The 26304-nt window shown below is 75.4% G+C and carries 27 protein-coding genes and 1 pseudogene; 7 read left to right on the top strand and 21 right to left on the bottom strand.

Going from position 1 to position 26304, the window contains the following annotated elements:
* Window positions 1-15: 15 nt before the first annotated feature.
* The 5 genes from BLS21_RS17935 to BLS21_RS17955 form a co-directional block, all read right to left on the bottom strand.
* Window positions 16-957 (bottom strand): ABC transporter substrate-binding protein, encoded by a 942-nt coding sequence (locus tag BLS21_RS17935; protein WP_217636187.1) that lies wholly within the window; start codon window positions 955-957, stop codon window positions 16-18.
* 115 nt (window positions 958-1072) lie between these two features.
* The gene (locus BLS21_RS24740; RefSeq protein ID WP_139177197.1) at window positions 1073-1564 is read right to left on the bottom strand and encodes an Rv3103c transmembrane domain-containing protein; all 492 of its coding nucleotides are present in this window, start codon (window positions 1562-1564) and stop codon (window positions 1073-1075) included.
* Entirely contained in the window at window positions 1561-2454 is an 894-nt protein-coding gene (locus BLS21_RS17945) for a mechanosensitive ion channel family protein (protein WP_091221602.1), read from the bottom strand. The genes BLS21_RS24740 and BLS21_RS17945 overlap by 4 nt, the downstream gene beginning before the upstream one ends.
* A 44-nt stretch (window positions 2455-2498) precedes the next feature.
* Entirely contained in the window at window positions 2499-3302 is an 804-nt protein-coding gene (locus tag BLS21_RS17950) for a thioesterase family protein (RefSeq protein ID WP_091221951.1), read from the bottom strand.
* 23 nt (window positions 3303-3325) lie between these two features.
* Entirely contained in the window at window positions 3326-3703 is a 378-nt protein-coding gene (locus BLS21_RS17955; protein ID WP_139177198.1) for a hypothetical protein, read from the bottom strand.
* A gap of 258 nt (window positions 3704-3961) precedes the next feature.
* Between BLS21_RS17955 and BLS21_RS17960 the strand changes: the two genes are divergently transcribed.
* Together BLS21_RS17960 and BLS21_RS17965 are read left to right on the top strand one after the other, a co-directional pair.
* Window positions 3962-5803 carry a BCCT family transporter gene (locus tag BLS21_RS17960; protein ID WP_091221607.1) on the top strand — a complete coding sequence of 614 codons (1842 nt, stop codon included), beginning with the start codon at window positions 3962-3964 and terminating at the stop codon, window positions 5801-5803.
* A gap of 112 nt (window positions 5804-5915) precedes the next feature.
* On the top strand, window positions 5916-6869 hold the full coding sequence (locus tag BLS21_RS17965) for an EamA family transporter (protein ID WP_091221610.1): 954 nt from the start codon (window positions 5916-5918) through the stop codon (window positions 6867-6869).
* Window positions 6870-7159: 290 nt separating this feature from the next.
* Here BLS21_RS17965 and BLS21_RS17970 read toward each other — a convergent pair whose 3' ends face one another.
* Entirely contained in the window at window positions 7160-8158 is a 999-nt protein-coding gene (locus BLS21_RS17970; RefSeq protein ID WP_175479618.1) for an ABC transporter substrate-binding protein, read from the bottom strand.
* 104 nt (window positions 8159-8262) lie between these two features.
* On the opposite strand from BLS21_RS17970, the gene BLS21_RS17975 reads away from it, so the two are divergent.
* Window positions 8263-9183 carry a siderophore-interacting protein gene (locus tag BLS21_RS17975; RefSeq protein ID WP_217636188.1) on the top strand — a complete coding sequence of 307 codons (921 nt, stop codon included), beginning with the start codon at window positions 8263-8265 and terminating at the stop codon, window positions 9181-9183.
* Between the two features lie 26 nt (window positions 9184-9209).
* Here the strand turns inward: BLS21_RS17975 and BLS21_RS17980 are convergent, their stop codons facing one another.
* The 6 genes from BLS21_RS17980 to BLS21_RS18005 form a co-directional block, all read right to left on the bottom strand.
* The gene (locus BLS21_RS17980) at window positions 9210-10043 is read right to left on the bottom strand and encodes an ABC transporter ATP-binding protein (RefSeq protein WP_091221615.1); all 834 of its coding nucleotides are present in this window, start codon (window positions 10041-10043) and stop codon (window positions 9210-9212) included.
* Complete coding sequence (locus BLS21_RS17985; RefSeq protein ID WP_091221618.1) at window positions 10040-11098, bottom strand: FecCD family ABC transporter permease; 1059 nt, start codon at window positions 11096-11098, stop codon at window positions 10040-10042. The genes BLS21_RS17980 and BLS21_RS17985 overlap by 4 nt, the downstream gene beginning before the upstream one ends.
* Window positions 11095-12189, bottom strand: a complete 1095-nt coding sequence (locus BLS21_RS17990; protein ID WP_175479619.1) for a FecCD family ABC transporter permease — start codon at window positions 12187-12189, stop codon at window positions 11095-11097. Before BLS21_RS17990 ends, BLS21_RS17985 begins: the two co-directional genes overlap by 4 nt.
* Before the next feature lie 81 nt (window positions 12190-12270).
* Window positions 12271-12990, bottom strand: a complete 720-nt coding sequence (locus tag BLS21_RS17995) for a mycothiol-dependent nitroreductase Rv2466c family protein (RefSeq protein ID WP_091221620.1) — start codon at window positions 12988-12990, stop codon at window positions 12271-12273.
* Window positions 12987-13481 carry a glutathione peroxidase gene (locus BLS21_RS18000; RefSeq protein WP_091221622.1) on the bottom strand — a complete coding sequence of 165 codons (495 nt, stop codon included), beginning with the start codon at window positions 13479-13481 and terminating at the stop codon, window positions 12987-12989. Before BLS21_RS18000 ends, BLS21_RS17995 begins: the two co-directional genes overlap by 4 nt.
* 12 nt (window positions 13482-13493) lie before the next feature.
* Window positions 13494-13901, bottom strand: a complete 408-nt coding sequence (locus BLS21_RS18005; RefSeq protein ID WP_091221625.1) for a DUF2237 family protein — start codon at window positions 13899-13901, stop codon at window positions 13494-13496.
* A 166-nt stretch (window positions 13902-14067) separates the two neighbouring features.
* Between BLS21_RS18005 and BLS21_RS18010 the strand changes: the two genes are divergently transcribed.
* A complete protein-coding gene (locus BLS21_RS18010; protein WP_091221627.1) occupies window positions 14068-16068 on the top strand; it encodes an acetoacetate--CoA ligase in 2001 nt (666 codons plus the stop codon).
* 107 nt (window positions 16069-16175) lie between these two features.
* Here BLS21_RS18010 and BLS21_RS18015 read toward each other — a convergent pair whose 3' ends face one another.
* From BLS21_RS18015 to BLS21_RS18025, 3 genes are read right to left on the bottom strand one after another with little or no spacing between them, the layout of a single operon-like run.
* Window positions 16176-16844 (bottom strand): NUDIX domain-containing protein, encoded by a 669-nt coding sequence (locus BLS21_RS18015; protein WP_175479620.1) that lies wholly within the window; start codon window positions 16842-16844, stop codon window positions 16176-16178.
* A complete protein-coding gene (locus tag BLS21_RS18020) occupies window positions 16841-17218 on the bottom strand; it encodes a DUF4406 domain-containing protein (protein WP_091221961.1) in 378 nt (125 codons plus the stop codon). The genes BLS21_RS18015 and BLS21_RS18020 overlap by 4 nt, the downstream gene beginning before the upstream one ends.
* Window positions 17215-18009, bottom strand: a complete 795-nt coding sequence (locus tag BLS21_RS18025; RefSeq protein WP_091221630.1) for a DeoR/GlpR family DNA-binding transcription regulator — start codon at window positions 18007-18009, stop codon at window positions 17215-17217. The genes BLS21_RS18020 and BLS21_RS18025 overlap by 4 nt, the downstream gene beginning before the upstream one ends.
* 240 nt (window positions 18010-18249) lie before the next feature.
* Here BLS21_RS18025 and BLS21_RS18030 point away from each other — a divergent pair, with 240 nt between their 5' ends.
* The gene (locus BLS21_RS18030) at window positions 18250-19524 is read left to right on the top strand and encodes an MFS transporter (protein WP_091221633.1); all 1275 of its coding nucleotides are present in this window, start codon (window positions 18250-18252) and stop codon (window positions 19522-19524) included.
* Window positions 19525-19531: 7 nt separating this feature from the next.
* On the opposite strand, the gene BLS21_RS18035 is transcribed toward BLS21_RS18030, so the two are convergent.
* Window positions 19532-20296 (bottom strand): TetR/AcrR family transcriptional regulator C-terminal domain-containing protein, encoded by a 765-nt coding sequence (locus BLS21_RS18035; protein WP_091221637.1) that lies wholly within the window; start codon window positions 20294-20296, stop codon window positions 19532-19534.
* A 67-nt stretch (window positions 20297-20363) separates the two neighbouring features.
* On the opposite strand from BLS21_RS18035, the gene BLS21_RS18040 reads away from it, so the two are divergent.
* Complete coding sequence (locus BLS21_RS18040) at window positions 20364-20741, top strand: VOC family protein (protein WP_091221639.1); 378 nt, start codon at window positions 20364-20366, stop codon at window positions 20739-20741.
* A gap of 72 nt (window positions 20742-20813) precedes the next feature.
* Here BLS21_RS18040 and BLS21_RS18045 read toward each other — a convergent pair whose 3' ends face one another.
* The 5 genes and pseudogenes from BLS21_RS18045 to BLS21_RS18060 all read right to left on the bottom strand — a co-directional run bounded on the left by BLS21_RS18045 (window position 20814) and on the right by BLS21_RS18060 (window position 25323).
* Window positions 20814-21809 (bottom strand): ROK family protein, encoded by a 996-nt coding sequence (locus BLS21_RS18045; protein ID WP_175479621.1) that lies wholly within the window; start codon window positions 21807-21809, stop codon window positions 20814-20816.
* A 51-nt stretch (window positions 21810-21860) separates the two neighbouring features.
* Window positions 21861-21995, bottom strand: a pseudogene (locus BLS21_RS26460) (MarR family transcriptional regulator); the annotation flags it as partial.
* A 4-nt stretch (window positions 21996-21999) separates the two neighbouring features.
* The gene (locus BLS21_RS18050) at window positions 22000-22947 is read right to left on the bottom strand and encodes a carbohydrate ABC transporter permease (protein WP_217636189.1); all 948 of its coding nucleotides are present in this window, start codon (window positions 22945-22947) and stop codon (window positions 22000-22002) included.
* Window positions 22947-23903, bottom strand: coding sequence for a carbohydrate ABC transporter permease (locus BLS21_RS18055; RefSeq protein WP_091221645.1), 957 nt, complete (start codon window positions 23901-23903; stop codon window positions 22947-22949). The genes BLS21_RS18050 and BLS21_RS18055 overlap by 1 nt, the downstream gene beginning before the upstream one ends.
* Before the next feature lie 13 nt (window positions 23904-23916).
* Window positions 23917-25323 (bottom strand): ABC transporter substrate-binding protein, encoded by a 1407-nt coding sequence (locus BLS21_RS18060; RefSeq protein WP_091221647.1) that lies wholly within the window; start codon window positions 25321-25323, stop codon window positions 23917-23919.
* Window positions 25324-25490: 167 nt separating this feature from the next.
* Between BLS21_RS18060 and BLS21_RS18065 the strand changes: the two genes are divergently transcribed.
* Window positions 25491-26297, top strand: coding sequence for a sugar phosphate isomerase/epimerase family protein (locus tag BLS21_RS18065; protein ID WP_217636190.1), 807 nt, complete (start codon window positions 25491-25493; stop codon window positions 26295-26297).
* Window positions 26298-26304: the final 7 nt, after the last annotated feature.

A 26304-nucleotide genomic window follows, 5' to 3' on the forward strand; every position in this document is an offset into this window, starting at 1 on the left:
GGGGAGTCCTCCGGGTCAGCCGACGGTGGGGTCGACCGTCGGGTCGTCGATGGCGCCGTCCTGCACGCCCCACCGCTCGAGGACCTGGGTGTAGGTGCCGTCGTCGATCAGCGCCTGCACGGCGTCGCGGACCGCCTGCGCGAAGTCGGCCTGGTCCTGCGGGAGCACGTAGCCGTAGGGCGCCGAGTCGTAGATGTCGCCGAGGAGCTCCAGCTGCCCGTTGGTCTGCGCGACGGCGTAGGCCATGACCGGCGAGTCGGCCAGGACGGCGGCGTCGCGGCCGGAGACGACCGCGGCCGTGGCGTCGCTCTGCGCGTCGTACTGGTCGATCGTGATCGGCTCCTGCCCGGCGGTCTCGCACGCCTGGGAGCGGGCGGTGATGTCGTCGACCTGCACGGTGCCGCGCTGCACGGCGATGGACAGCCCGCAGGCGTTGTCGGGGTCCACGCCGTCCGGGTTGCCGGCGCGGGTGGCCCACTGGGTGCCGGCGTCGAAGTAGCTGACCATGGTGGCCTGCTCGAGGCGCTCGGGGTTGATCGTGAACGACGAGACGCCCACCTCGTACCGGCCCGAGCCCACGCCGGCGATGATCGAGTCGAACGGCGCGGTCTCGAACTGCGCGTCCAGGCCCAGCTTCTGCGCGACCAGCTCGAACAGGTCGACGTCGAAGCCGATGATCGTCTGGCCGTCCTCGGCGAGGAACTCGCTGGGCGCGTAGGTGCTGTCGCTGCCCACGGTGATCACCCCGTCCTCGGCGACGGCCGGGGGGACCCGCGCGGCGAGCGCGTCGTCCGCCGCGACGCTCGGCAGCGGCTCGCCGGTGTCCGGTGCGCCTCCCGCGCCGGTGCTCCCGCCGGTGTCGCCGGAGTCGCCCCCGCATCCGGCGAGGACGAGGGTGAGGCCGGCGACGGCCGCGACGGCGGCCCGTCCACGCCGGGTCAGGGATCGGTCAGCCACGTGTTCTCCCTCCACGGGGCCTCGCGGACGACGAGGCACGGGATGCCGATCCTGCCCTGTGCGCGCCCGGTGCGGCACGGCCAGGGTGCCCACACCGGTGCGGCGGTGGCACCGGTCACGGCGTCGGGGAGGCCGCCGTCGTCCGCGGCGGCGGAGCGGGGGCCTCCGTGGTCGTCGGCTGGAGCGTGGTCGTCGGCTGGACCGTCGTCGTCGGCGTCCGTCCCGGCGACTCCCCGGCCGGCCCGCTCTCCTCCGTCGGCGACGGCGCGGTCGTCGGTTCCGTGGTGGGGGCCGTCGTCGGGGCCGTCGTGGTGGGTCCGGGGGTCTGGGTCGGCTCCGCGGGTCCGGGAGTCGCCGGAGCCGACGTCACCGGCGTCTGCACCGTCGACCCCGACGTCGGCCCGGCGGGCGGGTCCGGCGGGCGGACGTAGAGGTAGAGGACGTAGAGCCCCACGAACAGCAGCGCCAGGACGACGGTCGAGGTGCGCGCGCGGCCGAGGTGGTGCGGCACCGCCGTCCACCAGCGGCGCGGCGCGGGCGGCGGCGCGGTGCTCACCGACGGCTCGCGGGTCGGCTCGCCGGGGCCGTTGGTCTCCGGGGTGGTCACCGGGCGCCGTCCGAGGAGGGGGAGAGCCCACCGGTCGGCGCGCCCGCCGTCGGCGCGGGGACGTTGAGACCGGCCTGGCGGAAGGCCTGGACGACGCGGGCGCGCAGGTCGCGGCCGACCTCGAACTGCTTGCCGGGCAGCGTGCGGGCCACCATCCGGACGTTGACCTGCTCGAGGTCGAGGGTCTCGACGCCCATCACGCTGGGCGTGTCGAGCAGCAGCGGGCGCAGCCGCTGGTCGCGGAAGGCCTCCGCGCCGACCTCCCTGAGGATGTCGTTGACCCGGCTGACGTCCAGCGTCGTCGGCACCGGCACGTCGACGACCGCGCGCGCCCAGTCGCGGGAGAGGTTGACGACCTTCACGATCTGCCCGTTGGGCAGGGTGATCACCTCGCCGTTGGGGGAGCGCAGCCGGGTGACCCGCAGCGTGACGTCCTCGATCGTGCCCTCGGCCGGGTCCCCGCCCCCGACCACCGTGATGGAGACGACGTCGCCGAAGCCGTACTGCCGCTCGGTGATGATGAAGAAGCCCGCCAGCACGTCACCGACGACCCGTTGTGCGCCGAAGCCCAGCCCGACGCCCAGCACGGTCGCCGGCGCCACCAGCCCGCCGATCGGGATGCCCGCCCGGTCCAGGACGGCGAAGACGGCGATCGCGTAGACGAGCACGACCAGCGTCCAGGTGATCACCTGGGTCAGCGAGTGCCGGTGCTTGGCGGCCTCGGAGCGCACCAGGGCGTCGCCGCCGGTCGCGCGGGCGTCGATGCGGTCGGTGATCTTCTCGCCGACCCAGGCGACGAACCGGGCCAGCAGGACCGACCCCAGGACGATGAGGGCGATGGGCAGCCCACGCCCGGCGAGCCAGGTCAGCAGCGGATCGAGCAGTGCCATCGCGCTCCAGCCTCCCCAACCGATCCCGGCAGCGCCAGCACCGGTCAGCGCGGCGCGACGAACAGGGCCTGCGCCGAGCGGCCGATCGGGCCGGTGGCGTCGTGGAGGTCGGCGAAGCACTGCCCGGCGCCGGCCGGCCCGATCGTGGTGGTGGCGTCGACGCCCAGCCACTCCCCGGCCGGCGGGCGCACCAGGGCGACGGTGAGGTCGACGTTGGCGAACGTGGCCCGCTGCCAGTCCAGGACGGCGGAGATGCCGCTGGCCGCGTCGGTCATCACCAGCAGGTGCTGCAGCGGGCTCATCGGCTCGCCCTCGACCAGCGTGCACAGCGCCCGGGTCCACGCGGCCGCCGGGCCGGGCGCGTTGAACGAGCCGTGCACGAAGCGCCAGTCCAGCGCCCGGTGGTAGGCGACGTCGGTGGTGAAGAAGGCCGCCGTCTCGGGGTGGCTCTCCTCCGGCCCGGGCATCGGGACGCCGGCCTGCGGCGTCCCCTCGACCGCGGAGCTGCGCATCCGCCAGGCGGTCAGCCTCATCAGCGGCCGCTCGCGGTCGGCGGAGGAGGAGCCCGCGCTGAGCACCGCCTCCACCAGCTCGATCCGCCGTCCCGGCCGCAGCAGCCGGGCGCCGACCTGCACCCGGCCCACCGGCACCGGCGCGAGGATGTCGAAGGCCAGCCGCACGGTCTGCCCGTCGGGGATCCCGGTGACCCGCTCGGCCTCGCGGGCCAGCAGGGCCGCGACCGGCCCGGCGTGCTGCAGCCCCGGGTCCCACGGCCCGATGGTGAGGTCGGTGGCGACGAAGCCGTCGCCGTCGGGCAGGTAGAGGGCGGTGGGCAGGCCGGCGGTCACGGGTGCCGAGTCTGCCGCCGCGGTCAGCCGCCCGAGCGGCGGGTCTCCCACACCGCGAACGCCGTCCACCCGGCGGCGGCGACCGCGGCGACCACCCACAGCCAGCGCAGTGACGACCCGGTCGGGTTGGCCATCACCAGCAGGACGGCGACCACCAGCACCGCCCCCGCCAGGGGTGGCGTGCGCAACAGGGTGCCCAGGGTGTCGGGTCCGGGCACGGTGATGAACACCACCAGCGCGACCACGAGGAGGAAGGCGCAGAGGGCGGCTCCGAAGCCCGCCGTCACCCCGAACTCGTCGGGCAGGCCGGCGGCGCCCAGGCCCCCGAGGACCGCCCCCACCGCCAGCCACACCAGCAGCCTCCGACGGCGTGCCGACCAGGGCGGACGCGGCTCGCTCACGGTCGGGACCTCCCCCTGTCACGACGCCGCCGTCCCGGCCGGGCGGACGCCTCGCTGCCGGGTGTGTGCCCGGCCCCGGGGGCGGGCACACAGCACCCGGTCGTCCTCCCGAGAGGTCTCGCCCAGATCAGGGCGGACCCGCACCCGTCGCACGACGTCCCTACCGTGGACGGGTTGCCGCCGTTGCCCCTGGTGCCGTCGGCCACCCGTCGTCGACCGAGAGAGGGAGGTGCGCCGAGACCGGCGCCACGGACACCTGTGACCACCACACCTGCACACTCCAGACCGTCCGGGTCCGCGGAGGCCCACCCCGCCGTCGCCGAGCCACCGCCGTCGCCGGCCGACCGCGGGGGGTCGCTGGACCGGGCCGTCTTCGGGGTCTCCGCCGTGGTGGCCCTGGCCTTCGTCACCTGGGGCTTCGCCACCCCGGAGGGCCTGGGGTCGGCCAGCGCCACCGCCCTCGAGTGGGTGGAGACCAACCTCGGCTGGCTGTTCGTGCTGCTCGCCTCGGCGTTCGTCCTCTTCGTCATCTGGCTGGCGGCCGGCAGGTACGGGCGGATCCCCCTGGGCCGGGACGACGAGGCGCCGGAGTTCCGGACCGTCTCCTGGGTCGCGATGATGTTCAGCGCCGGCATGGGCATCGGACTGATGTTCTTCGGCGTCAGCGAGCCGCTGTCGCACTACGTCTCGCCCCCGCCGGACACCGTCGCGGCCGAGACGCCCGAGGCGCTGCAGACCGCGATGGCGACCACGATGTTCCACTGGTCGCTGCACCCGTGGGCCATCTACGCCGTCGTCGGCCTGGCGATCGCCTACGGCACCTTCCGCCGCGGCCGCCGGCAGCTGATCAGCTCCGCGTTCGCCCCGCTGTTCGGGCAGCGGCGCACCGAGGGCTGGGCCGGCCGGACCATCGACGTCCTGGCCATCTTCGCCACGCTGTTCGGCTCGGCGGCCTCGCTCGGGCTGGGCGCGCTGCAGATCGGCAGCGGCGTGCAGATCCTCGGCTGGGTGGGCAACGCCGGCAGCGGCCTGCTGGTCGTCGTCATCGCCGTCCTGACCGCGGCCTTCGTGGCCTCCGCCGTCTCCGGCATCGCCAAGGGCATCCAGTGGCTGGCCACCACCAACATGGTGCTGGCCGTCGTCCTGGCCGTGTTCGTGTTCGTCGTCGGCCCGACCGTCCTGATCCTCAACCTGCTGCCCACCACGATCGGCACCTACTTCGCCGACCTGGCCCGGATGGCCGCCCGCACCGAGGCCAGCGGCGGCGACGCCACGGCCGAGTGGCTGCGCGGGTGGACGGTCTTCTACTGGGCCTGGTGGATCAGCTGGACGCCGTTCGTCGGCCTGTTCATCGCGCGGATCAGCCGCGGTCGCACCATCCGCCAGTTCGTCACCGGCGTGCTGCTGGTGCCCAGCGTCGTGAGCCTCGTCTGGTTCGCCGTCTTCGGCGGAGCCGGGATCGCCGCGCAGCGCAGCGGCGCCGACGTCGCCGGGCAGGCCACCGCGGAGGGGCAGCTGTTCGGCGTCCTGGACACCTACCCGCTGGCCACCGTGATGACCGTGCTGGTCATGGTGCTGGTGGCGATCTTCTTCGTCTCCGGCGCCGACGCCGCGTCCATCGTCATGGGCTCGCTGTCCGAGCGCGGCACGCTCGAGCCGAGCCGGACGGTGGTCGTCTTCTGGGGCGTGGTCATGGGCGCCGTGGCCGCGATCATGCTGCTGGTCGGCGGCGACGCGGCGCTCACCGGCCTGCAGAACCTCACGATCATCGCCGCCCTGCCGTTCGCCCTGGTGATGGTCGGGCTGGCGGTGTCGCTGGCCAAGGACCTGCGCTCGGACCCGCTGGTGCTGCGGCGCTCGGTCGCGGCCGAGGCGGTCGAGCAGGCCGTCGTCGACGGCATCACCCGGCACGGCGAGGACTTCGTGCTGGTGGTCGAGGCGGCACCGGACGCCGACCACGACGGCGTCCCGGACACCGCCACCGGCACCGCCCCGCTGCCGGCCACGGAGCGGCGCGGCGCCGACGGCGACCGGACGACGCGCGACGTCGGCTCGCCGCTGCCCGAGGCCGGCTCGCCGGTCCCCGGCCGCGGGCGATGAGCCCGGCCGGTCGGCCCCGTCCTCCCTGCGACGGGGCCGACCGGGCCCCCGCCGCCGTCCAGTGACCCCCCGGTAGGGGGCTCGGGCCCCGACGGTCGCTACCGTTGGGCCCGTGTCCCGTCCTCCGCTCGGCTCCGCGCTGACCGTCGGCGCCGCGGGCCTGTTCGCCGTCAACGGCACCGTCTCCACCCTGGCCCTCCAGGCGGGGGTCCCCGCGCCGTGGCTGACCGCGCTGCGCTGCGGCGGGGCGGCGGTCGTGCTGCTCGCCGTCCTGTCCGTCGTGGCGCCGGCGCGGCTGCGGGTCGCGTGGCGCGAGGTGCCGTTCCTCGCCGCGTTCGGCGTGGTCGGCATCGCCTTGACCCAGTACCTCTACTACGTGGCGATCGGCCGGTTGCCGGTCGGCATCGCGCTGGTCTTCGAGATGACCGCGCCGGTGTTCATCGCGCTGTGGGTGTGGCTGGTGCGCGGCGAGCGGGTGCGGCGCCGGCTGTGGGCGGCGCTCGGGCTGTCGCTGTCGGGGCTGGTGCTGGTCGCCGAGGTGTGGCAGGGCGGCGGCTCGCTCGACGTGGGCGGTGTGGCCGCGGCCCTCGGTGCGGCGCTGTGCCTGGCCGGCTACTACCTGATGGGCGAGCGCGGCACGACCACCCGCGACCCGGTGGCGCTCACCTGCTGGAGCTTCGTCGCGGCCGCGCTGTTCTGGGCGGTCGCCGCGCCGTTCTGGCCGTTCGACCCGGCCGTGCTCGGCTCCTCGGTGCCGGTCTCGCTCGGCTCGCTGGAGCTGCCGCTGTGGGTGCTGGTCGGCTGGATCGTCGTCCTCGGGGCGGTGCTGCCGTTCTGGCTGTCCCTGGCGGCGCTGCGCCACCTGCCCCCGACGACGGCCGGGCTCATCGCCACGGTGGAGCCGGTGCTGGCCTCGGTCGTGGCCTGGGTGTGGGTGCAGCAGGTGCTCTCCGGCTGGCAGGTGCTCGGCGGCCTCGTCGTCCTCGTGGGGATCGGGCTGGCGCAGACCGCCCGGACGGCTCGTCGTGAGGCCGCCGCGCCCGTGCCGGAGGCGGTCCCCGCCTGAGCGCGGCGAGATCGCCGGTCCCACGACGGTTCTCACGCGACGCCGCTCCCCGGTCGAGCACCGCCATGACCGCCGACGGGCTCGCGGGGTGCAGTACCTCCGTGGAGCTCCACCCCTGCTCGCCCGTGCAAGCAGGGGTGGAGGTCCACGGAGGGCGTCCGGCGGCCGTGTCTCGCGACGCAGTCCGCGTCGGGGCTGCCCCGATCGCGTGCCGCCGGCCGGCTCGTCCACACCGGCCCCGTCCCGGGTCCCGCCCTGAGCTCGCGGGGGGTGGGGAGGACGGGGTCCTCTCAGGTGACCTTCTCGGCCTCGTCCAGCCAGCCGGCCAGCTCGGTCATGTACGCCGCCTGGGCGGTGTGGTCCATGCCGATGTACTTCCAGGGGTGCTCCTGGCCGGCCTGGACGGCGGGCAGCAGGGGATAGGTGGGCTGGGCGCGCATCTGCTCCGGCGTCTCCCCGCCGCGCAGCGAGTACAGGATGACGTCGCTCGGGTGGTCGGTCACCCGCTCCCAGCTGGTGGTCTCCCAGAAGTAGCCGTCGCCGCCCGGGTCGACGAAGTCGACGCCCAGGTCGGAGTAGAGGCGCAGCGAGGGGTCGTCGGGCGCCTTGCCCATCCACCAGCCGTCCGTGGCGGTGGCGTAGACCGGCAGCACGGTGATCCCGCGCTCGCCGGCCGCGGTGAGCTCGGCCGACGCCGCCTCGTAGTCCTCGCGGGCGGCGTCGATCGTCGCGCGGTCGGCGCCGAGCGACTCGGCGAGCTCGACGGTGCGCTCGATGACGTCGGCGGCCGACCCGCGGTAGGCGATGGCGACGATCGGCGCGATCCGGGCGACCTGCTCCTGCTGCTGGAGCGACTCGAAGCCGTAGAGCGGCTGGCTCTCGTCGATCGTCCCCGAGGAGTCCGTCGGGTAGACCGAGGTGACGATGAGGTCGGGGTCGGCCGCGGCCAGGCGCTCGAGGTCGATCTGCCCGTAGCTCTCGCCGACGATCTCCAGGTCGGCGAGGTCCCTGCCCTCGAAGGCGACGTCGTCGGCCGCCGAGGTCTGGCCGAAGCCGGCGACCGGCTCCACGCCGTAGTTCCACAGCGAGGCGATGACGTCGTTGAGGCCCGCGACCCGGGTAGGCGTCGCGTCGAGCTCGACGGTGGTACCGAGGTCGTCGGTGAAGCTCCAGCCGCCCTCCCCGGCCGCCGGGGCCGGCCCGGCGGACCCGCCGGAGCAGCCGGCCGTCGCGACCAGCGCGGCGAGGGTGAGGGCGGCGCCGGCCAGGCGGCGGGGTCTGCGGTGCAACGGGTCTCCTCCGATCGGGCCCGGGGGTGGTCCCCGGCCGGGCGCTCAGGTTAGCCTCACCTAAGAAGGTCGCCGCACGGGCCGACCGGAACGGGGGACGACGCGTGACGCTCACCGCGCAGCCGGAGGTCGGAGCCGCTCCCGCCTGGCAGTTCTTCGACGCCTCGGTGGCCGCCGTCCGCCGGCTGGGCCCGAGCTCCGTGCGGCTGACCCTCACCGGTCCCGAGCTCGCCGGGTTCGGGGCGGCCGGCTGCGACCAGCGCTTCAAGCTGGTGCTCTCGCGCGACGACGCCGGGCTGGACCGGCTGCGCGAGCGCGGTCCGGACTGGTACCCGGCGTACTGCGCGATGCCCGAGGAGCAGCGCCCGGTCATCCGCACCTACACGGTGCGGGCGGCCCGGCCCGAGCGCGCCGAGCTCGACGTCGACGTCGTCCTGCACGGTACCGACGACGGCTCCGCCGGCCCGGCCGCGAGCTGGGCCGCCGCGGCGGTGCCCGGCGACCGGATCACGCTGCTGGGCCCCGACCGCCCCGGCTCCGGCCGGCCGTGGGGCGTGGAGTGGGCGCCGCCCCCGGCCGCGCGCACGCTGCTGCTGGCCGGCGACGAGACCGCCGTCCCCGCGGTGTGCGCGATCCTCGAGTCGCTCGGTGCAGGACGGTCGGTGACCGCGCTGCTGGAGGTCCCCGTGGCGGACGACGCGGGAGACGTCGCGCTGCCGGCCGGGGCGACGCTGCGCTGGCTGCCGCGGGACGGCGCGGCCCGCGGGTCGCTGCTGGTGCCGGCGGTGCACGCGGCGCTGTGCGAGCTGGGCATCGCCTCGACGCCCGCCGCGCCGCCGGAGGAGGTCGGCGACGAGCTGCTCTGGGAGGTCCCCGATCCGGACGCCGCGTCGGGCTGCTACGCCTGGCTGGCCGGTGAGGCCGGCGTGGTGAGGACGCTGCGCCGCCGCCTGGTGGGCGACCTCGGCGTCCCCCGCGGGTCGGTGGCGTTCATGGGCTACTGGCGGCAGGGCGTCGCCTCCTAGCTGCGGCCCCTGACGGGGTCCTGCGTTCAGCGCAACCGGCGGACCGGCACCACCATCGGCGTCCCGGCCACCGGGTCGGGCACGATCCGCGCCTCCAGGTCGAAGACGTCGGCCAGCAGCTGCTCGGTGAGCACCTCCGCCGGCGTCCCCGAGGCGACCAGCGCGCCGTCGTCCATCGCGACCAGCCGTTGCGCGTAGCGCGCGGCGAGGTTCAGGTCGTGCAGCACGACGACGACGGTGCGGCCGCGCTCGGCGTGCAGCCGCGCCACCAGCTCGAGGACGTCGATCTGGTGGGAGAGGTCCAGGTAGGTCGTCGGCTCGTCGAGCAGCAGCAGGTCGGTGCCCTGCGCGAGCGCCATGGAGATCCAGGCCCGCTGCCGCTGCCCGCCGGAGAGCTCGTCGACCGGCCGGTCGGCGAGGTCGGCCATGTCGGTCCAGGTGAGCGCCTCGGCCACCGCCGCCTCGTCGTCGCGGGACCACTGCCGCAGCCACGACTGGTGGGGGTGCCGGCCGCGCGCGACGAGGTCGCCGACGGTGAGGCCCTCCGGGGCGACCGGCGTCTGGGGCAGCAGGCCGAGCACCCGGGCCACCTCGCGGGTCGGCGTCCGCGCGATCGCCCGGCCGTCGAGCAGCACCTGGCCGCTGACCGGGCGCAGCAGCCGGCCCAGCGCCCGCAGCAGCGTGGACTTGCCGCAGCCGTTGGGGCCGACGACGGCGGTGAACGACCCGTCGGTGAGCTCCAGGTCCAGGTCGCGCACGACGACCCGGTCGTCGTAGGCCAGGCTGACCGACTCGGCGGCGAGACGGACCGTTCCGGTCCCCGGCAGGGTGGGGGTGGTGGTCGCTGAGTTGACGGTCACAGCGTCGATCGCCGCCTTCCGCGGACGAGCAGCCAGAGCAGGTACGGCGCGCCGACGGCGGCGGTGAGCACGCCGACCGGCAGCGCCTGGGGGAGCACGGTGCGGGTCAGCAGGTCCGCGCCGACGACGAGGGCGGCGCCGAGCAGGCCGGAGGCCAGCAGCGGCGGCCGCGAGCCGCCGGTGAGCCGGATCGCGACCTGCGGGACCACCAGCGCGACGTAGGCGATCGGGCCGGCCGCGGCCACGGCGGCGGCGGTGAGCCCGACCGCGACGAGGACCACGACCGCCTGGGTGGGGACCAGGCGCACCCCCAGGCCGCGGGCGGTGTCGTCGCCGAACTGGACGACGCCCAGCACGCGGCTGCAGGCCAGCGCGGCCGGCAGCAGGACGGCGAGGGCGACCAGCAGCGGCACGGCCTCGCTCCAGGTCCGGGCGTTGAGCGACCCGGTGATCCACACGTAGGCCGACGCGGCGTCGTAGATCTCGGCGCGGGTGAGCAACCAGTCGACCAGTGCCGCCGCGACCGCCCACAGCGCGATGCCGACCAGCACCAGCCGGTAGCCGTCGATCCCGGCACGCCAGGCGAGCAGCAGCAGGAGCAGGCCGGTCCCCAGGGCGCCGAGCAGCGCGGCGAGGGGGACGCCGATGCCGCTCGCCGTCCCGCCGAGGACGATCGCCGCGACCGCGCCGACCGACGCGCCCTGCGTGATGCCGAGGACGTCGGGGGAGGCCAGCGGGTTGCGGGCAGAGGTCTGGAAGAGCGCGCCGGCCACCCCGAGGGCCAGGCCGACCAGCGCGCCGACGGCGATCCGCGGCGCCCGCAGCTCCAGCACGATGAACCGCTGGGTCTGCTCACCGAGGCCGACCAGGGCGCGCAGCACGTCGGTCAGGCCGATCGGGAAGTCGCCGCGGCCGAGGCTGACCGCGGAGAGCAGGACGACGGCGACGGCCGCGCCGAGCGGAACGGCGACCTGCCGCCAGCGGACCCGGCCGGAGACCGGGCCGACGCGGACGACGGTCCCGCCGGGCCGGCCCACCCGCTCGGTCGTCGTCACGTGCTGACCAGCCGGCGGCGGCGGATCAGCGCGATGAAGAACGGCGCCCCGAGCAGGGCCAGTACGATGCCGACCTGCAGCTCGCCGGGGCGGACGACGACGCGGCCGAGAACGTCGGCGACCAGCAGCAGGGCGGCGCCGAGCAGGCCGGAGCAGGGGACCAGCCAGCGGTGCGCGGGGCCGGTGAACACCCGGACGACGTGCGGCACCACCAGGCCGACGAAGGCGATGGGCCCGCAGGCCGCCGTCGCCGCGCCGCAGAGCAGGGTGACCGCGGCCAGGCCGACCGAGCGGGCCAGCCACACCCGCTGGCCGAGGCCGCGGGCCACGTCCTCGCCCAGGCCCAGCAGGTCGAGGGCGGGGGCGTTGACCAGGGCGAGCACCAGGCCGGCCGCGATGAACGGAGCCACCTGCCAGGCGACGTCGGCGCCGCGGCCGGCCAGCGCGCCGACCACCCAGAACCGGAAGGCGTCGAGGCTGTCGGTGTCGCTGACCAGGACGGCCCGGACCAGCGCGTAGAACAGCGCCGACAGCGCGGCGCCGGCCAGGGCCAGGGTGACCGGCGTGGCACCGCCGCGGCCGGCCGAGCCGAGCGAGAAGACCAGCACGGTGCCCACCAGGGCACCGGCGAAGGCGAACCAGACGTACCCGGCCGGCGTGCCGACGCCGAGCAGGTGGATGGCCAGGACGACGCCGAGCGAGGCCCCGGCGGTGACGCCGAGCAGGCCCGGGTCGCCGAGCGGGTTGCGGGTGTGGCCCTGGGCCAGCGCGCCGGCGACGCCGAGGGACAGGCCGACCATCAGGCCGAGTGCGGTGCGCGGCAGCCGCAGCTCGCGGACGATGACCGTCTCCTCGGTCGGGACGCCGGGATCGGTCAGCGCCTGCCAGACCGCGCCCAGGCCGATGCCGCGGGAGCCGACCGCGATGCTCAGCGTCGCGGCGACGACCACGAGGACGAGCAGCAGGAGCAGGCCGAGCAGCCGGCTGCGCCGCTGCCGGAGCAGGCCGCCGTGCCGCGGAGCCGTGCCCTCCGGTCCGCCGAGCCCACCGGGACCCTGCCGCCGCGGGGCGGCGTCGGTCGAGGAGGACACGAGCGGCTCCCGGGGCGGACGGCGAGACAGGTGAGCCTCACCTTAGTCGCGATGCCGGACCGGGTCGGGCGAGCACCCGGCTCAGCGGTGCTGGCGGCGGCTGCCCCCGTGCCAGTCCTCCTCGAGCCCCGCCTCACCCGGGCGCACGCCGAACGCCGGCAGCTGCGGCCGCTCCCGCAGGCTGCGCTTGAGCTCGGCGAAGCCGGCGAACCCGGCCAGGCCGATGACGTGGTCCCACAGCTCGACGGCCTTGCCCGGATCGGGCAGCCGGCTGATCACCGGGCCGAAGAAGGCGGTGCCACCGGGCGGGCGGAAGTGCAGGATCGGCGTCCCGACGTCCTTGCCGGTGAGCCGCAGGGCGGCGTCGGTCTCCTCCTGGACCTCCGCGTCCCACGACTCGTCCCCGACGGCGGTCGCGAGGTCGGCCGGCAGCCCCGCCTCGGTGAGCACCTGCTCGAGGAAGGGCCGGCTGGTGACCCGCTCCGGCGGCGGCTGGCCGGCCGGGTCCTCGAACACGTGCCGGCCGAGGGTGGCGTAGAGCGGGTCGAGCGCCTGCGCGCCGTGCTCCGCGCGGGCGCGCGCGGCGACCCGGAGCAGGTGCAGCCCGGAGGTGTGCCCGGCCTCGTACTCGGGTGGGAACTGCGCGTCGTAGTCCACGTGCCGGTTGAGCAGCCGCAGCGAGATCAGCCGCCACTCGACCCGGTACTCGCGCTGCTCGGCCACCGTCCGCACCCACTTGCTGGTCATCCAGGCGAAGGGGCAGACGGGGTCGAACCAGAAGTGCAGGTCGGTGTCGCTCACCGGTGCAGGACCTCCTCGATCGCGTGCCGTACCTCGGGGGCGTCGGGCTGGGTCGCCGGGCGGAACCGGGCCGCCACCTCGCCGTCGGCGCCGACCAGCCACTTCTCGAAGTTCCAGGCGACCGGGCCGGCCTCGCCGGAGGCGTCCGGCGCCTCGGTGAGCCGCTGGAACAGCGGGTGCGCCCCCGGGCCGTTGACCTCGAGCTTCTCGGTCAACGGGAAGGTGACGCCGTACGTCGCCGAGCAGAACCCGGCGATCTCCGCAGGTGTGCCCGGTTCCTGGCCGGCGAACTGGTTGCACGGCACGCCGACGACGGTCAGGCCCCGCCCGCCGTACTCCTGCTGCAGCGCCTCGAGCCGGGTGTACTGCGGGGTCAGGCCGCAGCGGCTGGCGACGTTGACGACCAGGGCGGCGCCACCGCCGGTCAGGTCCCGGAGGGTGGTCGGCTCGCCCTGGAGGGTGGTCAGGGCAGTGCCCAGCAGGTCGCTCACGGGGGTCCTCTCTCAGTCCAGGCCGCTCAGGTCGTCGGGGACGTCGACCGCGTGCTGGCGCAGCGCCTCGATCGGGACGACCTCGAGGGCCTTCGCGTTGGTGGCCGCCAGGACGACGCCGGCCGCGGCGCCCGCCTGGTAGGCCTGCAGCCACCGCGCGGCCACCACGCACCAGCGGTCGCCCGGGCGCAGACCGGGGAAGCCGTACTCCGGCCGCGGGGTGGTCAGGTCGTTGCCCAGGGCGCGCTGCAGGTCCAGGAACTCCGCCGAGACGACGGTGCAGACGGTGTGGCTGCCCAGGTCCTCGGGGCCGCTGCTGCACACGCCGGTGCGGTAGAAGCCGGTCAGCGGCTCGGTGCCGCACGGCTGCAGCGGCCCGCCGAGCACGTTGCGCTCGACCTCGCCCTGCGGCTCGCTCATGGGTACCCATCCTGCTGCCGGACGGCGGTCCGCGCCCCTCGGCCGCGGTCGTCCCGGCACCGTCTCGGCGCGGCGTGTGCCCGCGCCGCGGTCCCGCCGGCTGCCGGCTCGGGCTGCGTGCACATGGTGCTCTCCGGGCCGGGGAGCCGGGTGGCAAGGTGGCGCCGTGAGCGCTGACACGTCCGCCGTCCCCGCGGTCCTCTGGAGCCCCACGCCCGGGTCGATCCGGGCGACCCGCCTCGCGCAGTTCGCCGACCGGGTGGCCACCCGGCGCGGACTGGACTTCGGTGACCCGCCGGACTACGACGCGATCTGGCGCTGGTCGGTCGAGCGCCTCGACCAGTTCTGGGCCGAGGTGGCCGACTGGTCCGGTGTGCTGCCCGGCGTCCCGGACGACCGCGTGCTGACCCGCCACCAGATGCCCGGCGCCGAGTGGTTCCCCGGGACGACGGTCAACTACGCCGAGCAGGCGCTGCGGCACCCGGTCGACGGCACGGTCGACCCGCAGAGCCCGGCGCTCGTCGCCGTCGCCGAGGACACCGAGCCGGTCGAGACCAGCTGGGCGGAGCTGCGCGCGCAGGTCGGGGCCTTCGCCGCCACGCTGCGCCGGCTCGGCGTGCAGCGCGGCGACCGGGTGGCCGGCTACCTGCCCAACGTCCCCGAGGCCGTCGTCGCCTTCCTCGGCGCGGCGGCGGTCGGCGCGGTGTGGTCCTCCTGCGCCCCGGACTTCGGCACCCGCAGCGTGCTGGACCGCTTCGCCCAGATCGAGCCCACCGTGCTGGTCGTGGTCGACGGCTACCGGTTCAACGGCAAGGAGTACGACCGCCGCGACGTCGTGGCGGAGCTGCGCGCGGCGCTGCCCAGCGTCCGGACGACGATCGCCGTCCCCCGGCTGCACCCCGGCGAGCTGTCCGACGGCGCGCTGAGCTGGGCCGACGCGGTCGCCGAGCGCCAGGAGCCGGTCTTCGAGCCGCTGCCCTTCGACCACCCGCTGTGGATCGTCTACTCCTCGGGCACCACCGGCCTGCCCAAGGGCATCGTGCACGGCCACGGCGGCATCGTCCTGGACCAGCACAAGCAGCTGGGCCTGCACGGCGACGTCGGCCCCGGCGACCGCTTCTACTGGTACGCCTCCACCGCCTGGATCATGTGGAACATCGCCACCTCGGCGCTGCTGCTCGGCGCCACCGTGGTCGTCCACGACGGCGCCCCGGCGTACCCGGCGATCGACGCGCAGTTCGCGATCGCCGCCCGCCACCGGCTCACCTATCTCGGCACCAGCGCCGGCTACCTCACCGCCTGCGAGAAGGCCGGCATCCGGCCGGGGGAGACCCACGACCTCTCCGCGCTGCGCACCGTCGGGTCGACCGGCTCCCCGCTGCCCGCCTCGGCCTACCACTGGGTGTACGACGCGGTGAAGCGCGACGTCCTCCTCGGCTCGCTGTCCGGCGGCACCGACGTCGCCACCGGCTTCATCGGCAGCTCACCGCTCCTCCCGGTGACCGCCGGCGAGCTGCAGCGCCCGATGCTGGGCGTCGCCGCGGCCGCCTGGGACGAGCAGGGCCGGCCGGTCGTCGGCGAGCTCGGCGAGCTGGTGATCACCGAGCCGATGCCGACCATGCCGCTGTACTTCTGGAACGACCCCGACGGGTCCCGCTACCGCGAGACCTACTTCGAGCCCTGGCCCGGCGTCTGGCGGCACGGCGACTGGATGGAGATCACCGAGCGCGGCACCTGCGTCATCACCGGCCGGTCGGACTCCACCCTGAACCGCGGCGGCGTCCGCATGGGGACGGCGGACATCTACGCCGCCGTGGAGTCGATCCCCGAGGTCGCCGACTGCGTCGTCCTCGGGGTGGAGCAGCGCGACGGCGGCTACTGGATGCCGCTGTTCGTGAAGCTGGCCCCGGGGGAGGAGCTCACCGACGAGCTCGTCGACCGCATCAAGGCCGCGATCCGCAGCCAGGCCAGCCCGCGGCACGTGCCCGACGAGGTGCTCGTCGTCCCCGCCGTGCCGCACACCCGCACCGGGAAGCGGCTGGAGGTCCCGCTCAAGCGGCTGTTCCAGGGCGTCGACCCGGACCGCGCGCTCAACGTCGGCGCCGTCGACGACCCCGCGGCGATCGACCACTACGTCGCCCTGGCGCGGGAGCGCGGCGCCCGCTGACGTCCGCACCCCCGCCGAGTGCGACGAACCCGGGGCGATCGGCGTTCGACGGCCACGAGTCCGTCGCACTCGGCGCCCGTCCCGGCGAAGCGCCCCGAGGACGTGGCTCAGGCGCGGAAGGGCCCGCGCAGCACCGCCCACTGCAGCAGCATGATCGTCTTCGCGTCGGCGATCCGGCCGTCGTCGACCATGGCCAGCGCCTCGTCGACGTCCAGCTCGAGCACCTCGATGTCCTCGCCCTCCTCGGCGAGCCCGCCCCCGGCCGACACCCGGTCGGCCGGGGTGTACGGCGCGGCGAAGAAGGAGACCCGCTCGGTCACCGACCCCGGGCTCATGAAGACGTCGAAGACGTGCTCCAGTGCGCCCACCGCCACACCGAGCTCCTCGGCGGCCTCCCGGCGGATCGCGGAGGCGGGGTCCTGGTCGTCGAGCAGCCCGGCGGCGGCCTCGACGAGCATCCCGTCGGGGGAGCCGTTGACGTAGGCGGGGAAGCGGAACTGCCGGGTGAGCAGCACCGTCCGCCGCGCGGTGTCGTAGGGCAGCAGCGTGGCGCCGTTGCCGCGGTCGTAGGTCTCCCGCTGCTCGGTGGTCCACCGACCGTCCCGGCGGCGCTGGTCGAACGTCGTCCGCCGCAGCACGTGCCAGCCGCTGGCCAGCAGCTCCACGTCGCGGACGACGACGTCCGGGTTGCCGGTGAGGTCGCGGCCCACCCGGTCCAGCCCGGTCCGCCCCCGGGAGTCGGGGACGTCGAGGCCCGGCACGCCCACGGCGGTCACCGCGCCACCGCCGGCACCTGGTCGACGCTCGTGTAGACCGCGGCTCCCCGGGCGCGGGCCAGGGCGACCATCTCGTCGGACCCGGCCGAGGCGCCCGGCAGTCGCAGGACGGCGTCGACCCGGGCCACCAGCCGCCGTCCCATCGGGTGGAACACCTCGTCGAACGCGGCGTCCCCCACCCGCGTCGACCCGGCCAGCTCGGCCAGCGGGAGCGCGAGGTCCTCCCCGTTGACGGCGAGGTGACCGGCCCGGAAGAGCTCCAGGCAGGCGCGCTGGATCGCCCGGTGGTTGGCCGCGATGAGGTCGGGGTCGTCGCCGGTGCCCCCGCGGTAGGGGCCGGCCACCAGGATCATCAACGGGTCTGTTCGGGTCATGCGCACAGCACCTCCACGTCGGCGTTCTCCAGGGCGGCGAGGGTGTCCTGCGCCGCGGGGGTGAGTCGGGGGTCGCGGGCGCTGCGGTCGGTGACCAGCCGGCCGACCGCGCCCAGCGGGGCGACCGAGGCGAAGGCGCGGACGCCGAGCTTCGACGCGTCGGCCACCACGAGGCTGCTGCGGGCCTGCTGCAGGGCCACCTGCTTGACCGCGGCGTCCTCGAGGGTGAACTCCGACCAGCCCGCCTCGGCGCTGACCGCCCCGATGGACATGACGAACAGGTCGAAGGTGAGCTGCCGCAGCACCGCGGCGGTGAGCGGCCCGGCCAGACTGCGCTCGCCCGGCCGGGACTCCCCGCCCACGACCAGCAGCCGGACGCCGGGCCGGTCGGCCAGGGCGTCGGCCGCGGGCAGGCTGAGGACGGCGACGGTGAACGGCCCCTCGCCGGCGGCGGCGCGGTCGGCCAGCGCCCGGGCGACGTGCACCGTCGTCGTCCCGGCGTCGAGCAGGACGGTCGCGCCCGGCTCGACCAGCGCGGCGGCGGCCCGGCCGATCCGGTCCTTGAGGCCGGCCTGCCAGTCGGCGCGCGCGGCGAACCCGGCCGCGCTCTCCGGCTCGGCGACGGCGACCGCGCCGCCGCGCACGCGCTCGACCAGACCGCGCGCCTGCAGGGCGTCGAGGTCGCGGCGCACGGTCATCTCCGAGACGCCCAGCCGCGACGCGAGGTCGGCCAGCGACGCCCGCCCGGCGTTGCGGACCAGGCGGAGCGTCACGTCGAGGCGGTCGGCCACGAGGACAGTCCTACCAGCATCGTGTGAGGTCTGTGAAGTACTTGTGAGTAAACGACCGCCTGCTGCCCCGATCACCGCCGAGCTGTCAGTGCGCCCCGCCTCGCGCGCGCGAGGGGCGGGACCGTGCCGGCCACCCGACCGTCCTTGCCCTCCTCCCGAAAACCACGTGCCCGCTGTCGGTGCCCTCCGCGAGCATGGGGGCCCGGGCGCCGACGGCGCCCGCCGACGACGGAGGGGGAGATGGCCGGCCTGCCGCGCGCGCTCGCGCCCCTGCGCTCCCGGGACTACCGCCTGCTGGCCTCGTCCATGGGCCTGTCGCTGCTCGCGCAGGGCCTGTGGACCGTGGCCCTGGTCTGGCAGGTCGTGGACCTCGGCGGCGGCCCCGGCGCGCTCTCCCTGGCCACCTCGCTGCAGGCCGCCGGCATGCTGGCCAGCACGCTGGTCGGCGGCGCGCTGGCCGACCGGGTGCCGCAGCGGCGCATCCTGCTCGGCGTCGCCCTGCTGCAGACGACGGCGGTCGGGTCGGTGGCGCTGCTGGCGCTGGCCGGTGCCCTCACGCTCGGCCCGCTGGCCGTGGCGTCCCTGGCCGGCGGGGTCGCGATGGGGCTGTACTACCCGGCCTACTCGGCGCTGGTGCCCGGCGTCGTCCCGCCCGGCGAGCTGCTCGCGGCCAACGGCCTGGAGGGCGTCGTCCGCCCGGCGCTGGCGATGGCGGCCGGTCCGGCGGTCGGCGGCCTGCTGGTGGCGGCCCTCTCGCCGGGCGCGGCGCTGCTGGCGACGGCGCTGACCTCGGCCGCCGCGGCCGCGTGCGTGGCGGCGCTGCCGACGCTGCCGGTCCGCCGCGAGGGCGAGCACCCGGGGCTGCTCACCGACGTCCGCGAGGGCGTGGCCTACATGGTCCGCACCCCCTGGCTGCTGGCCACGCTGCTGTTCGCCTCGCTGATGGTGCTGCTGATCATGGGCCCGTTCGAGGTCCTGGTGCCCTTCGCGGTCCGTGACCGGGCCGGCGGGGGGCCGGCCGAGCACGCCTGGGTGCTGGCCGCCTTCGGCATCGGCGGTGCCCTGGGGTCGGCCGTCGTCGCCTCGTTGCGGCTGCCGCGCCGCTACCTCACGGTGATGAACCTGCTCTGGGGCGCCGGCTGCGTGCCGCTGGTCGTGTTCGGGGCGACGTCGGAGCTGTGGGTGATGATCGCGGCGGCCGGGCTGCTCGGGGCGGCGTTCGAGGCCGGCACGGTCATCTGGGGGACGCTGCTGCAGCGGCGGGTGCCCCCGGCGCTGCTGGGGCGGGTGTCCAGCCTCGACTTCTTCGTCTCGCTGGCGTTCATGCCGCTGTCGATGGCGCTGGCCGGCCCGGTCAGCCAGTCGCTCGGCCTGACCGGCACCTTCCTGCTCGCCGGGCTGGTGCCGCCGGTGCTCGCCGTCGTCGCCGTCCTGGCGTGGCGGCTGCCCGCCGACGAGCTCGCCCACCCGCTGGACGAGCCCGAGGCGGCCGAGCGGGTCGGCGCCCCGGCCTGAGCGCAGGTCAGCGCCGGGCGTCGATGAGCGCGGCCAGCCCGTCGAGGACCCGGGCGAGGCCGAACCGGTAGGCGTGGTCGGGGTCGTGCGCGCTGCCGTGCGCGGCTCCGGCCGCCGCCCCGATGCGGACGGCGCGCGGGTACCGCGCCGGGTCCAGCACCCGGGCCAGCAGGGGCCCGGCCGCGGTCCACCACTGGGCGTCGTCCAGCCCGCTCTGCCGCCGGGCGGCCTGCGCCTCCGCGGCCGCCCGGGCGTTGGCCTGCACGAACGACAGCAGGTGGGTGAGGCAGTCGTCGCGCTCGACGTCGTCCAGGCCGGTGTCGTCGAGCGCGGCCAGCTCGTGCTCGTACTTGGCGGTGGAGCCCGGCCCCAGGGGAGGGCGCAGCGTGGAGACCGCGGCGGCCCAGGGGTGGGCGGCGAACAGCGCGCGGTTCTCCTCGGCGACGGCGGTCAGCCGCTCCCGCCAGGGCCGGCCGGCGGTGTCGCGGCGGGCCGTCTGCGCGTGGACGGCGTCCAGCATGAGGTCCAGCAGCTCGGCCCGGCCGGGCACGTAGGTGTAGAGCGTCATCGGCGCGACCCCCAGCGCCTGGGCGACCGCGCGCATGGTCACCGCCTCCAGGCCGTCCCGGTCGGCGAGGCCGACGGCCGCCGCCACCACCGCGTCGAGGTCCAGCGCCCGGGCCGGTCCGCGCCGCGGGCCCCCCGGCGGCTGCCGCCACAGGAGGGCCAGGGTGCGGGCGGGGTCGCCCGCGCTGCTGCGGTCGGTCGGCACGCGGGCATCCTCCCCACCGGAACGGCGTACAATGTACGGGGTTCGGTTCCCCCGTCAGGAGGCCCCCGTGCGCATCACCTCCACCGCCGTCTCGCTGAACGTCGACGACGTCCCCGCCAGCAGCGCCTTCCTCGCCCGCCACTTCGGGTTCCGGGAGGAGATGGCCGCCGACGGCTTCGCCTCGCTGACCCGTGAGGACGCCGGCGTCAACGTGGTCTTCCTCCGTCGCGGCCTGCCCACGCTCCCGGCCGACCAGCGCGACGTGCCCGCCGCCGGGCTGATCCTCGCCTTCGTCGTCGACGACCTGGAGGGCGAGCTGCGCCGGCTCCAGGACGAGGGCGTGGCGATCACCATGCCGCTGACCGTCGAGGAGTGGGGCGAGCGCGCCTTCCAGGTGCGCGACCCCAACGGCGTGGTCGTGCAGCTCGTGGACTGGCAGGGCTGAGGAAGGACCCCGTCCCCCCACCCCCCGCACGCTCAGGGCGGGGCCAGCGGTGCTCCGGAGGGGCCGGGCCTGCTAGGACACGGGCTGACGGCGGCCGGCCAGCGCCCGGTCGACGGCCTCGGCGGAGAGGACCTCCTCGAGCGCCAGCCGGGCGGCGCCGACGATGCCGACGCGGTCGCCGAGGGTGCTGGCCACCACGCGCAGCCCCCGCGCGGCCTGCGGCTGCGTGCGCTGGTACAGCCGCTCGCAGACGGCGCCGACGAAGTGGTCCTGCACCCGGACCAGGTCGCCCCCGAGGGCGAGGACGCGCGGGTTGAGCAGGCTCACCGCGGTCGCCAGGACGTCACCGACCACCAGCCCCGCCTGGCGCACCAGCCGGGTGGCCTCGGCGTGGCCGGTCAGCGCCAGCTCGACGGCAGACCGGCTGTCCGGGACGTCCTCGCCCCGCTCGCGCAGCGCCCGCGCCAGCGCCCGCCCGCTCGCCGACGCGGCCAGGCAGCCGCGCGCCCCGCAGACGCAGAGCGGGCCGGCGTCGGCGCTGGTGATCCGCACGTGCCCGAGGTCGCCCTCGGCGCCGTCCGCGCCCCGCAGCAGGCGACCGTCGACGACCACACCGGCACCGATGCCCGTGGCCACCGTGACGAACAGCAGCGGCGAGGAGGACGGGCCGACCGCGTGGTACTCGCCGAGGGCCATGGCGTTGGCGTCGTTGTCGACGACGCAGACGACGCCGAAGCGCTGCTCCAGCAGGTCCCGCACGGGGTGGTCGCGCCAGCCCGGCAGCACGGGCGTGTGGTGGACCACCCGCCCGGTCGCGGCGTCCACCGGCCCCGGGACGCCGATCCCGAGACCGAGGACCCGGCCGGCGTCCACTGCAGCGGCGTCCAGCATCGCCCGCCAGCGCTGCTCGACCCACCGGAGGACGGGCTCGGGGCCGTCGGCCAGCCGGACCTCGTGCACCGCCTCGGCCAGCGGGTGCCCGGACAGGTCGCACAGCGCGAGGGTCGCGTGCGCGGCGCCGAGGTCGGCGGCCAGCACCACCCCGCCCGACCCGTCGAGGCTCAGCACGTGGGAGGGCCGGCCGCGGACGGAGGCCTCCTTGCCCGACTCGCGCAGGTACCCCGCGGCGACCAGGTCGTCGACGCGGGCGGCGACGGTGGAGCGGGACAGCCCGGTGATCTCGATCAGGTCGCCCCGCGTGCGGGCCCGCCCCCGGCGGATCAGTTCGAGCAGCTGCCCGGCGCGCTCACCCAGGTCCTCACCCCTTCTCGGCGCCGGCGGTCAGGCCGCCGGTGAGAAGCCTCTCGGTGGCGAAGAACAGTACGACGATCGGCAGCGTCAGGATCACCGATCCGGCCATGAGCACGGTCGTCGGGATCTCGATGCTCCCGGCGAGCTGGGACAGCCCCAGCGAGACGGTCCACCGCGACCGGTCCTCGACCAGGAACAGCAGCGCGAAGAGGAACTCGTTCCACGCGATCATGAAGACGAAGAGCCCGTTGGACAGGATCGCCGGCATCGCCAGCGGCAGGGTGATCCGGCGCATGATCGTGAACCGGCTGGCGCCGTCCACGGCGGCGGCCTCCTCGATGCTGGCCGGCACGGTCTGGAAGTAGTTCCGGAGCGTGTAGACCGCGACCGCGATCGTCTGCGACACGTACACCAGCACGAGGGGTCCCAGGGCGCCGCGCAGGCCGAGCCGGGTGAGGAACACGAACAGCGGGACGGCGAGCAGGATGCTCGGGAACAGGTAGACGGCGAGGAACAGCACGCCGACCTTGCGCCGGCCCGGGAAGCGCAGCCGGGCGAGGGCGTACGAGCCCAGCACGGCGAAGACGAGCGTCACCGCGACCGTGCCCAGCGCGATCAGGCCGCTGTTGGCCATGAGGCGCACGAACCCCTGACCGCCGGACTCGGTCGGGGTGAGCACCTCGCGGTAGGTGCCGACCGTGAGCTCCGAGAGCAGCGGCCACAGGCGGCCCGGGTCCTGGAGCAGCGAGCTCAGGTCCCGGACGGAGAGCAGCACCATGTAGTAGAAGGGGAACAGCGTGAAGATCGCCAGCCCCGCGATCACGACCCAGCGCAGGACGCCGAGCACCCGGGTCTCGACCGTGGTCCGTGACCAGCCCCGCCCCGCGGGGGCCCGGGACGGACGGGTGTCGGGTGCGGCCGGCGCGTCCGCCGGCGCCGTCACCATGCGGGTCATCAGGCCACCTCGTCCTTCGCCGCGAAGCGGTGGTACACGGTGACCAGCACGATCAGCACCGTGGCGAGGACCAGCGCCTGCGCCGACGCCGCGCCGATGTCCCCGCGGCTGACCAGGAAGTCGAACACCCGCACGCTGATCACCTCGGTGCCGGCTCCTCCGCCGGTGAGCAGGTAGATGTCGTCGAAGTTGTTGAACGTCCAGATGAAGCGCAGCAGCGCCAGGACCGCGATCGTCGGCAGCAGCTGCGGCCAGACGATGTGGCGGAACACCTGGGTCGGGGTCGCGCCGTCGACCTGGGCGGCTTCCTCCAGCGTGGCCGGCGCGGCCTGCAGCCGGGCGGTGAGGAAGAGGAAGGCGAACGGGAAGGACCGCCACATCTCGAAGACGATGACGGTGACCAGGGCGGTCGGGCGCTCGGAGAGGAAGGCGATCGGCTCGTCCCAGCCGAGCAGCCCCGTGCCGACCTCGTTCACGATGCCGAACTGGGGGTTGAGCATCACGCCCCACACGAAGGTGGCCGCCACGACCGGCGCGACGTAGGGCAGCAGCAGGGACGCCCGCACGAACGTCCGCCCCCGGAAGGGACGGCGCATCGCGAGCGCCGCGACCAGCCCCAGCCCGACGGACGCCGCCGTGCCGCACCCGGCGTAGACGAGCGTGGTGACCAGCGCCTGCCAGAAGCCGGGGGAGCCGAAGACGTCGACGAAGTTCTCGACCGTGTAGTCCCCGAACAGGCCGGCGGTGCGCAGCCGGATCAGCCGCAGGTCCTGGAAGGCCAGCACCACCGTCCAGAGGATCGGCAGCACCACGAGCACCAGGACGAGGACCACGGTCGGCGAGATCAGCGCCAGCCCGGTCCGGGCCTCCCGCCACCGCAGGGTCCCGCGGCCGGACGTGGCCGGATCGCGGTCGCGGGACCGCCGACGGGGGGAGCGCGCCGGAGCCCCGGTCATCGCAGCGCCCCGGTCATTCCAGGGACGAGGCGATCTCGCGGAGCGCGTCGGCCGCCTGCTGCGCCGCCTGCTGCGGGTCGAGCTCGCCACCGGTCATCGCGCTGATCGCCTGCGGCACGGGCAGCTCACCGAGGGAGGCCCCGACGAGGGCACCCTGTCCCTGGGGGATGCCCCACGGGGAGATGGTGTCCGGGGCGTTGCGCAGGGCGTCGAGCACCTCGGCCGAGTAGAAGTCCGACAGCGGCGCCTTGGTGTCCACGCCCGCGGGCAGCGTGGCCCAGGCGTCGATGAAGCGCGTCGGCTCCTCTGCGGTGCCCTGCCGGGTCGGCACCTTGCCCTCGGGCGAGAAGCCGATCCACTGCTCGTAGCCGTCCTCCAGCATGTAGGTGACGAACCGGGTGGCCGCGTCGGTCTGCGCGTCCGCGGTCACGGCCCAGGAGACGACCTCGCCGAACTGCGCCCCCTGGTCCCCGTCCGGGCCGGCGATGGCGGTCACCACGCCGCTGTTCTTCGCGAGGAAGGCGGGGTCGGCGGAGCACTCGGGGCAGGTGGGCAGCGCGTCGGCCCGCAGGCCGGCCATCTCGTCGAGGATGAACGACGACCAGACCACCATCGCCGCCTGTCCCGCGAAGTAGGCTGCGCGGGTGGTGTCGACGTCCTGGCTGCCCGACACCGAGTAGTCGCTGATCAGCCGGTCGTAGAACTCGAACGCGGCGACGCACTGGTCGCTGTCGAGGGTGACCTCGCCCCCGTCGTCCACGAGCTGGCAGCCGTTGCCGAGGGCGAGGTGCTCGAAGGTCTGCTGGGTGAAGGCGTCGTTCGGCGCGGTCGCGCCGGTGAACCCGGCCGTCTCCGGGCTGTCGATGGCCTGCGCCGCGGCCAGGATGCTCTCGTAGCTGTCCGGAACTGCCAGCCCTGCGGCGTCGAAGAGGTCCTTGCGGTACACGAGCAGCTGCGCCCAGCCGTCGCTCGGGACGGCGAGCTGGGTGCCGCCGTCCCGGGTCAGCTCGAGGGCCTGCTCGGAGAAGGTGTCGGCGCCCAGGCCCTCCACCACGTCGGCGGCCACGTCGGGGGCGAGCAGCTCGTTGGTCGCCAGCGCCTGGACCCCGGCCAGCGGCAGCGCGCCGATGACGTCGGGCAGCTCCCCGGCGGCGGCCGACGAGGTGAGCAGCTGGTTGAACTGGTCCTCGTCGATGCCGACGAGCTCGACCTCGATGCCGCTGCTCCCGGTGAAGGCGGCGGCGATCTCCTCCTGGGCGGCGAGGCGGTCGGGCAGGTTCTCCAGGGTCCACACGGTGAGCGGGCCGCCCCCGTCGCCGCCGCCCCCGCCACCACCGTCGCCGGAACCGCAGGCGGCGAGCAGGACGGTCACCCCGACCGCCGCCACCGAGACCCGGACCCGTCGCCCCGTCGCGCCCATCTGCTCTCCTCGCAGTCACCGGCGTCCGCGCTGGACTCCGGACAGTAGCGGCTCGGTGTGTGACGTGGGTCACGATCCGGTTATGCCGGCGGAGCACGCATTAAGCGCCGCGGATCACGAATAAGGTCCTCCCGTACCTGCCGACCGCGACGTGGCGGGGGTGCCGCGTGAGACTGGCCGTCCAGGAGCAGCTGCTCCCCGGCGACACGATGCAGGTCAAGTGGGAGGCCGCGCTCGCCTGGGGCTTCGACGCCATCGAGCTCCGCGGCGCGGGCGGGCACGCGCTCCGCGCGCGGCTCCCGGAGCTGCTCGAGGCCCAGCGGGACGGCGTCGTCATGCCCACGGTCTGCGTGGACATGGACCACTTCATCGGCGACTTTGACCCCGCCCGGCGGGCGGACGCGGTGGCCAACATGGCCACCCAGCTCGCCGTCATCGGGGCGCTCGGCGGGGTGGGTGCGATGACCCCGGCGTCCTGGGGGATGTTCTCCCGGCGGCTGCCCCCGTTCACCCCGCCCCGCTCGGCCGAGGGCGACCGCGAGGTGCTGCTCGAGGCGCTGACCCGGCTCGGCGAGGTCGCGGCCCGGGAGGGCGTCCTCCTCCTGCTCGAGCCGTTGAACCGGTACGAGGACCACATGGTCAACACCCTGGCGCAGGCCGCGGAGCTGGCGAGGGCGACCGGGCTGGGCAGCGTGCAGGTCGGCGCGGACACCTACCACATGAACATCGAGGAGGCCGACCCGCTGGCGGCGCTGCGCGCGAACGCCGACCGCCTCGGGCACGTCCAGCTCTCCGACAGCAACCGCCTCGAGCCCGGCGCCGGCCACCTGGACTGGGCGGCGCTGCTGCGGTGCCTCGAGGCGATCGGCTACGGCGGCTGGCTGGCGTTCGAGTGCCGGCTGTCCGGGGATCCCGCCCGGGTGCTGCCGCGGGCGACGGCCATGCTGAGGTCGGCGCTGCGGGCCGCCGCGTGACGACACC

Origin of the sequence: Geodermatophilus siccatus (assembly GCF_900103785.1) — a bacterium.
GTDB classification, from domain to species: domain Bacteria; phylum Actinomycetota; class Actinomycetes; order Mycobacteriales; family Geodermatophilaceae; genus Geodermatophilus; species Geodermatophilus siccatus.

Bases quoted from the DNA above. Each gene is read 5' to 3' on its own strand.
- BLS21_RS18005 (WP_091221625.1), bottom strand. From the start codon at position 13,901: ATGAGCGAGCCGCAGGGCGAGGTCGAGCGCAACGTGCTCGGCGGGCCG.
- BLS21_RS17945 (WP_091221602.1), bottom strand. From the start codon at position 2,454: ATGGCACTGCTCGATCCGCTGCTGACCTGGCTCGCCGGGCGTGGGCTG.
- BLS21_RS18050 (WP_217636189.1), bottom strand. From the start codon at position 22,947: ATGACCCGCATGGTGACGGCGCCGGCGGACGCGCCGGCCGCACCCGAC.
- BLS21_RS18030 (WP_091221633.1), top strand. From the start codon at position 18,250: ATGGCCGGCCTGCCGCGCGCGCTCGCGCCCCTGCGCTCCCGGGACTAC.
- BLS21_RS18020 (WP_091221961.1), bottom strand. From the start codon at position 17,218: ATGACCCGAACAGACCCGTTGATGATCCTGGTGGCCGGCCCCTACCGC.
- BLS21_RS18055 (WP_091221645.1), bottom strand. From the start codon at position 23,903: ATGACCGGGGCTCCGGCGCGCTCCCCCCGTCGGCGGTCCCGCGACCGC.
- BLS21_RS18060 (WP_091221647.1), bottom strand. From the start codon at position 25,323: ATGGGCGCGACGGGGCGACGGGTCCGGGTCTCGGTGGCGGCGGTCGGG.